This is a genomic window from Dermacoccus abyssi (assembly GCF_003515945.1).
Taxonomy (GTDB): Bacteria; Actinomycetota; Actinomycetes; order Actinomycetales; family Dermatophilaceae; genus Dermacoccus; species Dermacoccus abyssi.
In genome coordinates, this window is sequence record NZ_QWLM01000006.1 from 106268 (window position 1) to 120679 (window position 14412).

Consider the following 14412-nt stretch of genomic DNA (forward strand, 5'->3'; position numbering starts at 1 on the left):
TCCCGTGAATTCGCCCCTTTCCGGCCTAATCTTCTGGCCATGGGGATGCAGACATTGAAGCGCGACGACGCCGAGCACTTCGCCGACGTGGTCGATGCCGTCAAGGCCGCGCGGGTGCGTCCCGAACTCTCCCTCACCGAGGTGCCCCCGCCGCGCCGTATTGCTCCCCACGCCGTCGCTTTCTCCGCCGAGGTCGTCGACCCGCGTGACGACGACGCCGTTCTCGGCACCGGACGTTTCGTCCTTCTGCACGACCCCGCGGGCCCCGAGGCCTGGCACGGCACCTGGCGCGTCGTGACGTTCGCTCGCGCCGAACTCGAATCCGAGATGGCCACAGACCCGGCGCTCGGCGCTGTCGGCTGGTCCTGGCTCGTCGAGTCCCTCAAGGACGCCGGCGCCACGTACACCGCGGAAGCCGGCACCGTCACCCGCGTCGTCAACGAGAGCTTCGCCGGCCTCGCCGAGCGTCCCTCGAGTGTCGAGCTCGAAGTGCGTGCGTCGTGGACCCCGGATGGCAACGACATCGCCGCCCACCTGCAGGGTTGGGCCACGCTCATGTGCACGGTCGCCGGCCTGCCGCCGCTGCCCGAAGGGGTGTCCGCCCTGCCGGGGCGCTTCTGATGACGTCCGACTCCCCCGCCGGCGACAACGCGTCGCTTGAGGACGCGCAGCCGACCGACGACAAGCCGAGCTATCCCCTGCTCGCCGAACCGGCTGACGGCGTTCCCGAGATCGTGACGACGGCCGCGCGTCTCAAGGAGTGCTGCGCCGCCATCCGCGCCGGCTTCGGGCCCGTCGCCATCGACGCCGAACGCGCGTCGGGCTTCCGCTACGGAAACGACGCCTACCTCGTCCAGCTGCGGCGCAAGGGTTCGGGCACCTGGCTCATCGACCCGGTGCCGTGCAGCGATCTCAGCAGCCTGAATGCCGCCATCGGCAAGGCCGAGTGGGTTCTTCACGCCGCAACGCAGGATCTTGCCTGCCTCAAGGCCCTCGGTCTTTACCCGAAGGCGCTGTTCGACACCGAACTCGGCAGCCGCCTCGCCGGCCTCGCCCGCGTCGGGCTCGCCGCCGTCACGGAGCACTACGTCGGCGTCACGCTCGCCAAGGAGCACTCGGCCGTTGACTGGTCGACGCGTCCGCTGCCCCACGACTGGCTCGTCTACGCCGCGCTCGACGTCGAGCGTCTCGTCGAGGTGCGTGACGCCCTGGCCGCCGACCTCGAAGCCCAGGGCAAGGGCGAATGGGCCCGTCAGGAGTTCGAGGCGCTGCTCGACTTCGAGGGCCCGACGCCGAAGAAGGACCCGTGGCGACGCACGTCCGGTCTGCACGCGCTGCGCGATCCGCGCCAGGTCGCCCGGGTGCGTTCGCTGTGGCAGACGCGCGAGGACATCGCCCAGCGCCGCGACACGACGCCGGGTCGCGTGCTGCCCGACGCGCTCATCATCGATCTGGCCCGCCGCAACCCCAACGACGTCGCCGGTCTCGTCGGCCCGCCCGCCATCCGCCCACGCGTCGGTGACGGTTCGGCCCGACGCCGCCGTCCGCGCCCCGCGCACCGGGGACTCGCGCGCTACGGCGAGCGTTGGCTCAACGCGCTCAAGAACGCCGACTCCCTGCCGCAGCGCGAGCTGCCGCCCCTGACGATGCGTACGAACGCTCCCCCGCCGATCCGGGCGTGGGCCGATCGCAACCCAGCCGCCGCTGGTCGTCTCGACGACGTCCGCTACGGCCTCCAGCAGTTCAGCGAGAAGCGCAACGTGCCCGTCGAGAACCTGCTGACGCCCGATCTCCTGCGCCGCACCATCTGGTCGCCCCCCGCCGATCAGAGCGAAGCCGGATGGCGTGAAGCCCTCGCCGCCGGGGGCGCACGCCCCTGGCAGTGCGACATCGTCGCGCCGCTTCTCGCCGAGGCCGCGCTCGATCACCCGACGAATTGATCGACCCGCGTACTCACGGGTAACCGAACGGGTTAGCCTGGCCTAGTCAGCTTTGTCTAACTTCGGGAGGCAACGTGCCCCGCACGCTCCATGAGGTCGTCTTCGTCGACGGTGTTCGTACGCCGTTCGGCAAGGCCGGTGAGAAGGGCATGTACGCCCAGACCCGCGCCGACGACCTGGTCATCAAATGCATCCGTGAACTCATGCGTCGTCAGCCGAACCTCCCGCCAGAGAGCGTCGACGAGGTGGCCATCGCCGCCACGACGCAGATCGGTGACCAGGGCCTGACGATCGGCCGTATGGCCGCTCTCCTGTCGGGTCTGCCCAAGTCCGTTCCCGGTTACGCCATCGACCGCATGTGCGCCGGCGCCATGACGGCCGTGACGACGACCGCGTCCGGCATCGCGTTCGGCGCCTACGACATCGCCATCGCCGGCGGCGTCGAGCACATGGGCCACCACCCCATGGGTGAGGGCACCGACCCGAACCCGCGCATCGTCGCCGAGAAGCTCGTCGACCCGAGTGCCCTCGTCATGGGCAAGACGGCCGAGAACCTGCACGACCGTTTCCCGGCCATCACCAAGGAACGGTGCGACGCGTTCGCCGTCGGCTCGCAGAACAAGCTCGCCAAGGCCTACGCCGAGGGCAAGATCCAGCAGGACCTCGTGCCCGTCGCCACGCGTCACGCCGAGAAGGGCTGGGGCCTGGCCACCACCGACGAGCCGCCGCGTCCGGGCACCACGGTCGAGGACCTCGCCGGTCTCAAGACGCCCTTCCGCGCCCACGGCAACGTGACCGCCGGTAACGCCGCCGGTCTCAACGACGGCGCCACGGCCTGCATCCTCGCCTCCGAGGAGAAGGCCAAGGAACTCGGCCTGCCCGTCGGCATGCGCCTCGTCGGCTACTCCTTCGTCGGCGTTGACCCCGAGGTCATGGGCATCGGCCCGGTCCCGGCCACGGAGAAGGCTCTCAAGCAGGCCGGTCTCACGATCGACGACATCGACCTGTTCGAGCTCAACGAGGCCTTCGCCGTCCAGGTGCTCGCCTTCCTCGACCACTTCGGCATCGACGCCGACGACGAGCGCGTCAACGCCTACGGCGGCGCCATCGCGACGGGTCACCCGCTCGCCAGCTCCGGCGTGCGCCTCATGACGCAGCTGTCGCGCCAGTTCGCCGAGAAGCCCGAGGCCCGCTACGGCCTCACGGCCATGTGCATCGGCATCGGCATGGGTGGCGCTGTCATTTGGGAGAACCCGAACCACCCCGACTACGGCAAGGAGAAGGTGGCCTGATGAACGACGCATCGAAGAACCAGGCTCACGACGAGGTCGTCACGCACGCCCTCGCGCAGGACATCCAGCTCCCGCGTCACGACGGCACGACGTCCGGCACCTTCGTCCTCATCACGCTCGACAACGGCTTCGACCACACGAAGCCGAACAGCTTCGGCCCGCTCGGCCTCGCCGAGCTCGAGGCTCAGCTGGACACGGCCGCCGAGCGTGCGGCCAAGGGCGAGATCGTCGGTCTCGGTGTCACCGGGAAGCCGTTCATCATGGCTGTCGGCGCCGACCTGACGGGCATCCCCGCCATCACGAGCCGCGAGCAGGCCGTCGAGATCGCCGAGCAGGGCCACCGCGTCTTCTCGAAGATCGCCGACCTCGACATCCCGACGTTCGCGTTCGTCAACGGCGCGTCCATGGGTGGCGGCGTCGAGATCGGGCTCTACTGCGACTACCGCACGATGTCCGCGGACGTTCCGGCCTACTCGTTGCCGGAGTGCTTCCTCGGTCTCGTGCCCGGCTGGGGCGGCACGTACCTGCTGCCGAACCTCATCGGTGTCGAGAACGCGCTGCAGCTCATCATCAGCAACCCGCTGTCGAACAACAAGATGGCCACGGGTGCTCAGGCGTTCAAGCTGGGCGTCGCCGACGAGCTCCTCGCGCCGGTCACGTTCCTCGAGGACTCGCTGCGCTTCGCGTCCGACGTCATCTCGGGCGAGAAGAAGGTCGAGCGCCCTGAGCTCGACAAGGACGAGTCGACGTGGAAGGCCGCCTGTGAGAAGGCCCGTGCCTTCACCATGCAGAAGACGGGTGGCGCTGCCCCCGCTCCGCTGCGTGCGATCGACCTCGTGGAGGCTGCCCGCACGAACACGCGCGAGCAGGGCTTCGAGGGCGAGAACGAGGCCCTCGGCGACCTCATCATGAGCGACGAGCTGCGCGCCGGGCTGTACGCGTTCGACCTCGTCCAGAAGCGCGCCAAGCGTCCCGCCGGTGCGCCGGACAAGGCGCTCGCACGCAAGGTGACGAAGGTGGGCGTCGTCGGTGCCGGCCTCATGGCCAGCCAGCTGGCGCTGCTGTTCATCCGCCGCCTCGACGTGCCGGTCATCATGACAGACCTCGACCAGGCGCGCGTCGACAAGGGCGTGGAGTACGTGCACGCCGAGATCGACAAGCTCCTCGAGAAGAAGCGTGTCTCCCCCGACAAGGCCAACCGCCTCAAGGGTCTCGTCACGGGTTCGACGAGCAAGGACGGCTTCGCCGATGCCGACTTCGTCATCGAGGCCGTCTTCGAGGAGATGGGCGTCAAGAAGAAGGTGTGGTCCGAGGTCGAGGCCATCGTCACGCCCGAGTGCGTCCTCGCGACGAACACCTCGTCGCTGTCGGTGACGGAGATGGCGGAGGACCTCGCGCACCCCGAGCGCGTCGTGGGCTTCCACTTCTTCAACCCGGTCGCCGTCATGCCGCTGCTGGAGATCATCCGCGGTGACAAGACGGACGACGCGACGCTCGCCACCGCGTTCGCCACGGGCAAGCAGCTCAAGAAGACCTGCATCCTCGTGAAGAACTCGCCGTCGTTCGTCGTCAACCGCCTCCTCGGCCGCTTCATGGGCGAGGCGGGCAAGATCGCGGACGAGGGCACGCCGGTCGAGACCGTCGAGAAGGCGTTCGCCGGCATCACGCCGATGCCGCCGTTCATGCTCATGTCGCTCGTCGGCCCGGCGATCGCGCTGCACAACAGCGAGACGCTGCACGGTGCGTTCCCGGATCGCTTCTACGTCTCGCCGAACCTGGCGAAGGTCGTCGAGGCTAAGATCCCGGGCTTCTACGGCAAGGACGGCAAGCTCAACGAGGAGGTCTTCGCTCAGTTCGAGAAGACCGGCGCCACGGAGCTCACCGCCGAGCAGGTGCGTGACCGCGCCCTGGAGGCCCTCGCCGACGAGACGCGTCGCATGCTCGACGAGGAGGTCGTCGCGGCTCCGATGGACATCGACCTCGCGATGATCACCGGTGCGGGCTTCCCGTTCTGGAACGGTGGCGTGACGCCGCTGCTCGACCGCCTCGGCATCTCCGAGAAGGTCACCGGTCAGCGCTTCCTGCCGAAGGGTGCTGCCAGCGTCGCCGGCTGATCCAGCTTCGCGCAAAAGAACGCGCGGGGAGAGCACAGATGCTCTCCCCGCGCGTTCTGTGTGTCCTCGAGCGCGTGCGACTCGCCGTTCCAAGACGGACGGTTGATCGCGAGGAGTGAACGGGTATCGTCGAGAAACACGCCGCGTGGTGAACGCACTCGGTGGACGGTTCTTTATCTCATACATGAGATATAGCATGGAGAGCATGGTTCAACAGCAGCTTGTACGCATCGGTGGCACCATCCGTGAAGTCCGGCTCGAACGCGGTCTGACGCAGAGCGCCCTCGCGGCGCAGGTCGGCACCTCGCAGAGCGCGGTCGCCCGCATCGAGCAGGGCGGCCAGAACCTCAGCATGGAAATGCTGACCAAGATCAGCAGAGCACTCGATTCGGAGATCATCACCGTGGCCAGTAGCAACCTCCCCCTGAACATGCGCATCGAGGGCGGCAAGCAGCTCTCCGGTTCGATCGACGTCCGCACGAGCAAGAACGCTGCGGTCGCCTGCCTGTGTGCCGCCATGCTCAACAAGGGACGCACCACGCTGCGCAACCTCGCTCGCATCGAAGAGGTCAACCGGATCACCGAGGTGCTCAACTCCATCGGTGTGAAGACGCGCTGGCTGCCGGACTCGAGCGACCTCGAGATCACGCCGCCGGAGAAGATCGACCTGTCGACGATCGACGAGGTCGCCGCGCGCCGCACCCGCACGATTCTCATGTTCCTCGGCCCGCTCATGCACGAGTTCGACACGTTCGAACTGCCGAACGCCGGCGGCTGTGACCTCGGTGCGCGCACCGTCGAGCCCCACCTGCACGCGCTGCGCGCGTTCGGCATGTCCGTCGAGGCGTCGAACGGCTACTACCACGTGTCCGTCGACAACTCGGTGCGCCCGACGAAGCCGATCGTCCTCATCGAGCGTGGCGACACCGTCACCGAGAACGCGCTGTTCGCCGCCGCTCGCTACGAGGGAAAGACGATCATCCGCAACGCCTCGAGCAACTACATGGTGCAGGACCTGTGCTTCTTCCTGCGCGAGCTCGGTGTCTCCATCGAGGGCGTCGGCACGACGACCCTCGAGATCCAGGGCGTCGGCGAGATCAACAAGGACATCGAGTACTTCCCGAGCGAAGACCCGATCGAGGCCATGTCGCTCGTCGCCGCGGCGATCGTGACGAAGTCGGAGATCACGATCAAGCGCGTGCCGATCGAGTTCATGGAGATCGAGCTCGCCATCCTCGAGGAGATGGGCTTCCGCTACGAGATCACCGAGGAGTACACGTCCGCCAACGGCGAGACGCGCCTCGTCGACCTCACGACGAAGCCGGGCCCGCTCAAGGCGCCGACGGACAAGATCCACCCGCTGCCCTTCCCCGGCCTCAACATCGACAACCTGCCGTTCTTCGCCGTTATCGCGGCGTGCGCCGAGGGTCAGACGCTCATCCACGACTGGGTGTACGAGAACCGAGCGATCTACCTCAACGAGTTGACGAAGATCGGCGCCACGGTGCACCTCATGGACCCGCACCGCGTCATGATCGAAGGTCCCGCCAAGTGGCGTGCCGCCGAGGTGATGTGCCCGCCGGCGCTGCGCCCGGGCGTCGTCATCCTGCTGGGCATGCTCGCGTGCCCCGGCACGTCGATCCTGCGCAACATCTACGTCATCAACCGTGGCTACGAGGAGCTCGACGAGCGCCTCAACGCGCTCGGCGCCGACATCACGAGCTTCCGCGACGACGAGTTCAGCAACTGAACCTGACGCACTGAGTCGCCTCGACGACGAGCCCGCCCGGTCACCACTCGGTGACGGGGCGGGCTCGTCGTTCCCGTACTTTCTCGTCAGCCCACGACGCGCTGCCGCTCCTGAGCGATCATCTGCTTGTGGTCGGCGTCGAGCTGAGCCCGGCTCGCCGGCATCGCGACGCGTTGGGTTCTCGCGGTACTCGCACGCTTGGCGAAGGTAGCGGGGAAGCCGTTGGCCTTCGTCGCCGCCGGGCGCTGCGGCGTGTACAACCATGCCGTGAAGAACGAGTCGAGCTGCTGACCGCTGATGCGCTCGGCCAACGCGATGAAGTCGGCGATGCGCGCGTTGCCATCGGCCTTCTGACGCGTCCAGGTCTTGAGAATCTTCGACATCTTCGCCTCCCCGACACGGTTGCGCAGAGCGGCGAGTGTCATGGCGCCACGGTCGTAGACCGCAGCGTCGAATTCGTTTCCGGCCCCGGGATCACCGATCGTGGTCGACCAGAAGTCCTCGTCCGGAGGCGTGAGGTAGTAGCTCTCCAGGAGATCCTGACGCGAACCCTCTCCCTGCTTCTCGGACCACAGCCACGTGGCGTATGTGGCGAAGCCCTCATTGAGCCAGATGTCCTTCCAGTTGTGAACCGAAACCGAGTCACCGAACCACTGGTGGGCCTGCTCGTGCACGATGACGCCCTCGCTCGGGCCGTCGGCCCAGAACACGTTGGAGTACACGGGGCGCGTCTGGTTCTCGAGCGCGAACCCGAGGGGCGCGTTCGGAGCCACGCCACCCATCGTCTCGAACGGGTACGGGCCGAACTGCTTGGCCTCCCACGCGACGATCTCCGGAGTACGCGCCAGATCCGCAGCCGCATACCGCTGCTGGGGGCTCTTGACGGTGGTGACGGCGTTGAGCCACGGAATGCCCTGTGACGTGCCCTTGGTGATGGTGAACTGACCTGTCACGAAGAAGGCGAGGTACGGCGCCATCGGCTGCGACACCTGCCAACGCCACGTCTGCCACGGCCCCGAGACCTTGTTCGACTGCAGCGTGCCGTTGCTCAGTGCCTCAACGCCCTTGGGGACGGTGATGGCGATGTCGTAGGTCGCCTTGTCACGCGGGTGGTCGTTCGAGGGGTACCACCACGCAGCCGATTCCGGCTCTCCGAGGGCCGCGGCGCCGTCCGGCGTCGTGACCCAGGGCGTGAAGCCCTTGACCTTCGTCGTGCTGGGGTTGCCGCCGTAGGTGACTTCGACGGCCATGCTCTCCCCCTTCTTGAGAGCACGCGAGGGAGTGACGACGAGTTCGTGCTCGCTCTGGGTGAACTTGGCAGGACGCCCGTTGACCGTGACGAGCTTGGCGCGCAGCGCGAGGTCGAGGTTGAAGCGGCCCAGGCTCTGCTTCGTCGTGGCGAAGACCCAGGTCTTGCCCTTCACCGTGTTCTTCGTCCGGTCGTACTCGACGTTGATCGAGTAGTGGTCGACGTCGTATCCGCCGTTGCCGTAGTTGGGGTAGTACGGATCGCCGATGCCCGCGGAGCCGGACGGCGCCACGGCGGCGGTGGCAACCCCCATCGGCGTGAGGACGACGGTGGAGATGGCGGCGGCGCGACGCCATGAGCAGCGCTTCATTCTGTGAGCCCTTTCGCGAAGGGCGGCGTCTGTCGTCACCCTGCGAGGTCCAGGCAACCACGTGGCACGACCTCCGCGAGAAATACTCGCGGGAAACTTGAGACAGCTCAAGACCAGCACCCGCGAAGGGCTGCAGGCGCGCCATCGCAGCGATGGCATAGCCTCTCGTCATGGCCCTGCACGCATTCCCCGAAGCACTCGCCCACCGAGGTTTCTCGGGCGGCGACGATCACACCCTCGAGAACTCGATGTCCGCGTTCGACGCGGCCGTGAGGCTCGGGTATCGCTGGGTGGAGACCGACGTGCACGCCACCGCCGACGGGGTGCTGCTCGCGTTCCACGACGAGACGCTCGACCGGACGACGGACGCCCGCGGCGTCATCGCGCAGCTCCCGTGGTCTGTGGTCTCGGAGGCTCGCATCAACGGCGTCGAGCCGATCCCCCGCCTCGACGATCTGTTCACGCGTCACCCGCAGCTGTGCGTCAACATCGACGTCAAGGCTGCCGGGGCGATCGAGCCACTCATCGCGTGCATCGAGCAGCACGGAGCGCACGATCGGGTGCGGGTGACGTCGTTCTCGGAGAAGCGCCGGCGGGCGGTGCTCTCGGGCCTCAGCCGACCGGTACGCAGTTCGCCCGGGCAGGAACTCATGACGGCGCTGTGGGTGAGCGCCCACGTTCCCGTCGTGGGGCGGATGCTGTTCAGGCGGCTCGCGAAGGGCATCGACGCCCTACAGATCCCCGAGCGCCACGGACGGGTGCGCGTGCTCGACGGGGCGCTGCTCAACGCCGCGCTCGCGGCCGGCGTCGAGGTGCACGTGTGGACCGTCAACGAGCGCTCCGACATGGAGCGGCTGCTCGACTTCGGCGTCGACGGCCTCGTCACCGACCGAGCCGACACCCTCAAGGACGTCCTCGTCGCGCGCGGTGAGTGGCCCGACGTGCCCGCCAACTGAGCGGGGTCCAGGGCCGTCGCGCAGGAGGGGAAGGATTCTTCCCTTCTTGCGTATAAGGGCCCGGCTTGGGCACAAGAAGGGAAGATTTCGCACCGTCTCGTGCCTCCATGGCCTGGCCCGCGTATCCCTCCGGCCGGGGCATTAGGCCTGGCGCTGCCCGTCGAGGATCTCCTCGACCTCGCGGATGAGTGCGGCACCCGTGCGGCCCCACGAACGCAACTCGGTGTCGCTCCCTCGCGTCAGAGCCCGGCGCCAGCTGAGCACGCGACTCATGCGACCCAGGAGCAGGGCGTCGTCGACGGCGCGGTGCAGGACGCTCGAACCGAGCGCATCGCCCCACCCGCTGGAGTACGCCCGCAGCAATCGCGCCCGCGCCTCGGCGGCAGCGGCGTCGTCGAGGCCCTCGGTCGTGGCGCGCAGCGGCTCGTACAACGACAGCAAGGGATGACCGACGTACGCGTGCATCCACTCCGTGATGCGGGCCTTCGTCAGACCCGCCGTGGTGCCGTCGGCGAGAACCGTGCCGGAACGCAGGTCGTCGTGCTGAACCGTGAGCGGCAGGCCGAGTTCTTCGAGGCGGCGCGCCGTGGACGACAGCGCCGACCAGTGGTTCGGCGACAACCCGAGCCGCCGCCACTGCTTGACGATGTCGCCGGGTGTCAGCTTGAGGACGCCGTCGCGCACCATGTCGTCGGCGACGGCAGCCGAGGCCCGCTGGATTCCGGCGTAGCGGCGCAGCACCCCCGACATGAGGCTGAGGCGTGACTCCTCGGTCTCCACCTCACGCAGACTGCCACTCTCGGCGGGCATGAGGAACCAGCGACGCTCGCGGTCGGCGGCCCAGATCGACGGCACGGCGTCGGGCACGACGGTGGCCAGGTGCCCCATGAGCACCGACTCCGAGGTCGTCTCCGGAAGGCCCGCCACCATACGCACGCGCCCGTGATCGGTGTCGGCCACGAGGCGCGTGAACCACGGCGTCAGTGTCGGCTGCTTCGGCGTCGTCGCGTCACGCGTGACACCGCGACGCTCGAGCACCTCGTCCATCCAGCGGCTCGCGTCCCACATCCAATCCTTGCTCGCCCACACCTCGGTGGCGGGGCCGGGGACGAGTGCGCCGGGAAGTGGCGGAAGGTCGTCGTACCGTGCCACTCAGGCGACGTCCTTGCCGTTTGCCAGGCGGGGGCGCAGGTCGGCGGTGATGGCGTCCGCCGTCAGGCCGATCTCGGTGAGCACCTCACCGCGCGAGGCGTGCAGGAGGAACTCCTTCGGGATGCCGTACGTGTCGACGCCCGCAGCGACGCCGGCCTCACGGAAGGCGCGCGCACACGCGGAACCGACACCGGCCTCGACGAGGTTGTCCTCCACGACGACGACGTGCTTCGCGCGAGCAGCCAACTCGACGAGCTCCGGGGCGACCGGGAAGACCCACCGCGGGTCGACAACCTGAACGGCGAGTCCGTCCGACTCCAGGGTCTGCGCCACGTCGAGCGCGACACCGACCATCGAACCGACACCCGCGACGAGCACGTCCGGGTTATCGGCGTCCTTCATGACGTCGAGGCGCCCGATGCGACGCTCGGCGACGAGCGGCTCACCGACGTCGCCCTTCGGGAAGCGGATGACGCTCGGCGCATCGTCGATCGCGACGGCGTCGCGCAATTGCTCGCGCACCTGGGCGCCGTCACGCGGCGCGGCGAGGTGCAGGCCGGGCACGATCGAGCAGATCGACATGTCCCACATGCCGTTGTGCGAGGCGCCGTCAGAACCGGTGACACCCGCGCGGTCGAGCACGAACGTCACACCCTGCTTGTGCAGCGCGGCGTCCATGAGGAGCTGGTCGAACGCGCGGTTGAGGAACGTGGCGTACACGGCGACGACCGGGTGCAGCCCGCCGTAGGAGAGCCCGGAGGCCATCGTCACGGCGTGCTGCTCGGCGATGCCGACGTCGAAGACGCGCTCGGGGTACTTCTTCGCGAAGTCGTCGAGGCCGACGGGAATGAGCATGGCCGCGGTGATCGCGACGACGTCGTCACGCTCGCCGCCGAGCGCCACCATCTCGTCGCTGAACTCGTCGGTCCAGATGCGCCCGGAGACCTCGAACGGCAGCCCTGTCTCGGGGTTGAACTTGCCGATGCCGTGCCACTGGTCGGCTTCGTCGGAGTAGGCGGGCTTGTATCCGCGCCCCTTCTGCGTGATGACGTGCACGAGCGTGGGGCGGCCGTAGTCGCGCGCCCGACGAAGGGCCGTCTCGACGGCCTGCTCGTCGTGGCCGTCGATGGGGCCGAGGTACTTGATGCCGAGGCTCTCGAAGACGCCCGTGTCGGGGTAGACCATGTCCTTGAGGCCGCGCTTCACACCGTGCAGCGCCTCGTACATCTTGTTACCGACCTTGGGCGTGCTCTGCAGGCGGCTCTTGCCCCAGTCGAGCACCTGGTCGTAGGTGTGCATCGTGCGCATCATCGCGAGGTGCTGCGCCATGCCGCCGATCGTCGGCGCGTACGAGCGCTCGTTGTCGTTGAGCACGATGACGAGCGGCAGGTCGGGGTCGGCCGAGATGTTGTTGAGCGCCTCCCAGGCCATGCCGCCGGTGAGTGCGCCGTCGCCGATGACGGCGACCGTGTGCCGGTCGACCTCGCCGCGCAGACGGCGCGCCTTGGCGATGCCCTCGGCCCACGACAGCGAGGTGGAGGCGTGCGAGTTCTCGACGACGTCGTGCTCGGACTCTTCACGGCTCGGGTAACCCGAAAGGCCGCCCGACTTCTTGAGCTTGCTGAAGTCGTGACGTCCGGTGAGCAGCTTGTGCACGTAGCTCTGGTGACCCGTGTCGAAGACGAACGTGTCACGCGGCGAGTCGAAGACGCGATGCATGGCGATGGTCAGCTCGACGACACCGAGGTTGGGGCCGAGGTGGCCACCCGTCTTGGAGACGGAATCGACGAGGAACTGCCGGATCTCGGCCGCGAGGTCATCGAGCTTGTCGACCGGGATGCCCTTGAGATCGTCCGGCCCCGAGATGGTTTCCAGCAGGGTCACGTCTGAATCAGCCTTTCGAGAGTGCAGTCTCTTGAGTCTAGGTCGTTCGACTTCAAGGTTCCATGCGAGTACACCCCGTGGTGTCTGTGCGTTACCGAAGAGTCACCTCCTCCCCGTCACAACCGCGGCACGAACGTCTTGCCCCGCATCGCCTCGTGGACGAGACGCACGGCGTGCGCCGTGGCGCGCAGCCGCAGCCCCTCGGCCGACAGGTGCTCCATCACCTGCGGAACGGCGCGCGGGGGCAGCTCGTCGGCCAGGTCGACCCGAATACGTCGGTACGACTCGCGCATCGCGTTCAGCTGCGCGTCGACGTGCCACGTGGCCACCCAGGCGAGCGCCACCGGATGCCGACGCCACGCGTCGTAGGCGCGGAAGTCGGCCGGGCACTGGTCGAGGAGCCACTGCGTGGCAGCCTGCTCCCACCCCGGCGCTCCTGGCGGCGGCACTCCCCTCGGCCACCCCGGAGGGCCGCCCTGCACGACATCGGACATGGCGTCAGCGTACGCCATTTTTCGAACATACGTTCTACTGTTTCGGAGTGGCCCGACGCCGCGCCACCGCACCCACCCCGAGCACGAGCAGGCCGGCGATCACACTCCAGAAGGCAGAGCCGACGCCACCAGCGTCACGCCCGAACCGGCGACGACGAGCGTCACCGCGGCCGCCTCGCGCGTCGCGACGGGCTCGAGTGCCGACGCAGCAGCTGCGGCGAAGGTGCCGAACAGGGCCACCGCAGCAACCGCCGCGAGCAACCCCTGCGGCGCCACGAGGGCCACTGCGACAACGGCGGCCGACGCCGGCGCCAACGCAACGTAGACCACGCCGCACGCGACACCCGCGATCCACCGACGATCCCGATGGGGATGCGCTTCGGGGCCCGCCGCGAGCGCCGCGGAGATGGCGGCCAGGTTGATGGCGTGCGCACCGGCGACCGAACCGGCAACACCCGCCGCGCCCGTGTAGAGAAGCGGTTTGCGCAGGCCGAGGCGGTACCCGAACGACGCGAGCACCGCGACGCCCGGCAGGTTCTGGCTCGTCATCGTCACAAGGAAGAGCGGCAGCGCGATGGCGACCATCGCCGTCGCGTCGAGGTGCGGCGTGACGAACTCGAGGTGGGGCGCGAGTGTCGTCGCCCCCGTGCGTGAGAAGGCTCCGTCGACGCCCATGACGACGAGCGCGGCAGCGAGCGCGGCCAGCACCGCCCACCGTCGCGCGAACGCCGTCGCGACGAGCGAGGCGAGCAGGACACAGCCGATCTGCCACGGAGCACGGGGCAGGTCGATGAACGGCTTCGCGCAGATCGTGAGGAGGATGCCCGCGAGCATGGCGCTGGCGAGAGCAGCGGGGATGCGTTCGACGAGCTTCTCGAGCCACGGCACCGCACCGCACAGGGCGAGCAGCACGCCGCAGACGGCGAATGCTCCGACAGCTCCGGCGAACCCGCCGGCGGCAGCACCGGTCGTCGCGAGGAGCGCCGCGCCCGGAGTCGACCACGCCATCGTCACGGGCATCCGAGTTCGCAGGCTGCACACGATGCAGCCGAGCCCCATCGTCATCGGCTCAGGGTACGAACGCTTCACGCCAACGGCTCACGCCTGTCCACGGATGCGGCGCCAACGGCGATTCGCGCCCGATTTCTCGAAGTCGCCACGCAGCAACTTACGCATTGGTAACTTGAGACGTGGACCACATAGTCAACCGA

At 68.2% G+C, this 14412-nt stretch carries 11 protein-coding genes; 6 read left to right on the forward strand and 5 right to left on the reverse strand.

Annotation, left to right across the window (positions count from 1 at the left end; all coding sequences use genetic code 11):
• Nucleotides 1–39: 39 nt before the first annotated feature.
• The 5 genes from D1832_RS07105 to D1832_RS07125 all read left to right on the forward strand — a co-directional run bounded on the left by D1832_RS07105 (nucleotide 40) and on the right by D1832_RS07125 (nucleotide 7096).
• Complete coding sequence (locus D1832_RS07105) at nucleotides 40–621, forward strand: DUF3000 domain-containing protein (protein ID WP_047311535.1); 582 nt, start codon at nucleotides 40–42, stop codon at nucleotides 619–621.
• Complete coding sequence (locus tag D1832_RS07110; RefSeq protein WP_118913236.1) at nucleotides 621–1940, forward strand: HRDC domain-containing protein; 1320 nt, start codon at nucleotides 621–623, stop codon at nucleotides 1938–1940. The genes D1832_RS07105 and D1832_RS07110 overlap by 1 nt, the downstream gene beginning before the upstream one ends.
• 74 nt (nucleotides 1941–2014) lie before the next feature.
• Nucleotides 2015–3232 (forward strand): thiolase family protein, encoded by a 1218-nt coding sequence (locus D1832_RS07115; protein ID WP_047311533.1) that lies wholly within the window; start codon nucleotides 2015–2017, stop codon nucleotides 3230–3232.
• Nucleotides 3232–5346: a 3-hydroxyacyl-CoA dehydrogenase NAD-binding domain-containing protein gene (locus tag D1832_RS07120; RefSeq protein ID WP_118913237.1), complete on the forward strand. Its 2115-nt coding sequence runs from the start codon at nucleotides 3232–3234 to the stop codon at nucleotides 5344–5346. The genes D1832_RS07115 and D1832_RS07120 overlap by 1 nt, the downstream gene beginning before the upstream one ends.
• A gap of 205 nt (nucleotides 5347–5551) precedes the next feature.
• Nucleotides 5552–7096 carry a helix-turn-helix domain-containing protein gene (locus D1832_RS07125; protein ID WP_118913279.1) on the forward strand — a complete coding sequence of 515 codons (1545 nt, stop codon included), beginning with the start codon at nucleotides 5552–5554 and terminating at the stop codon, nucleotides 7094–7096.
• A gap of 86 nt (nucleotides 7097–7182) precedes the next feature.
• Here the strand turns inward: D1832_RS07125 and D1832_RS07130 are convergent, their stop codons facing one another.
• Entirely contained in the window at nucleotides 7183–8715 is a 1533-nt protein-coding gene (locus D1832_RS07130; RefSeq protein WP_118913238.1) for a M1 family metallopeptidase, read from the reverse strand.
• A gap of 170 nt (nucleotides 8716–8885) precedes the next feature.
• Between D1832_RS07130 and D1832_RS07135 the strand changes: the two genes are divergently transcribed.
• Nucleotides 8886–9671 carry a glycerophosphodiester phosphodiesterase family protein gene (locus tag D1832_RS07135; RefSeq protein ID WP_118913239.1) on the forward strand — a complete coding sequence of 262 codons (786 nt, stop codon included), beginning with the start codon at nucleotides 8886–8888 and terminating at the stop codon, nucleotides 9669–9671.
• A gap of 141 nt (nucleotides 9672–9812) precedes the next feature.
• On the opposite strand, the gene D1832_RS07140 is transcribed toward D1832_RS07135, so the two are convergent.
• The 4 genes from D1832_RS07140 to D1832_RS07155 form a co-directional block, all read right to left on the reverse strand.
• Complete coding sequence (locus D1832_RS07140; RefSeq protein WP_118913240.1) at nucleotides 9813–10823, reverse strand: aminoglycoside phosphotransferase family protein; 1011 nt, start codon at nucleotides 10821–10823, stop codon at nucleotides 9813–9815.
• On the reverse strand, nucleotides 10824–12707 hold the full coding sequence (gene dxs / locus D1832_RS07145; RefSeq protein WP_118913241.1) for a 1-deoxy-D-xylulose-5-phosphate synthase: 1884 nt from the start codon (nucleotides 12705–12707) through the stop codon (nucleotides 10824–10826).
• Nucleotides 12708–12823: 116 nt separating this feature from the next.
• Nucleotides 12824–13201 (reverse strand): hypothetical protein, encoded by a 378-nt coding sequence (locus D1832_RS07150; protein ID WP_047311724.1) that lies wholly within the window; start codon nucleotides 13199–13201, stop codon nucleotides 12824–12826.
• Between the two features lie 99 nt (nucleotides 13202–13300).
• Nucleotides 13301–14266, reverse strand: a complete 966-nt coding sequence (locus D1832_RS07155) for a benzoate/H(+) symporter BenE family transporter (protein ID WP_147362634.1) — start codon at nucleotides 14264–14266, stop codon at nucleotides 13301–13303.
• Nucleotides 14267–14412: the final 146 nt, after the last annotated feature.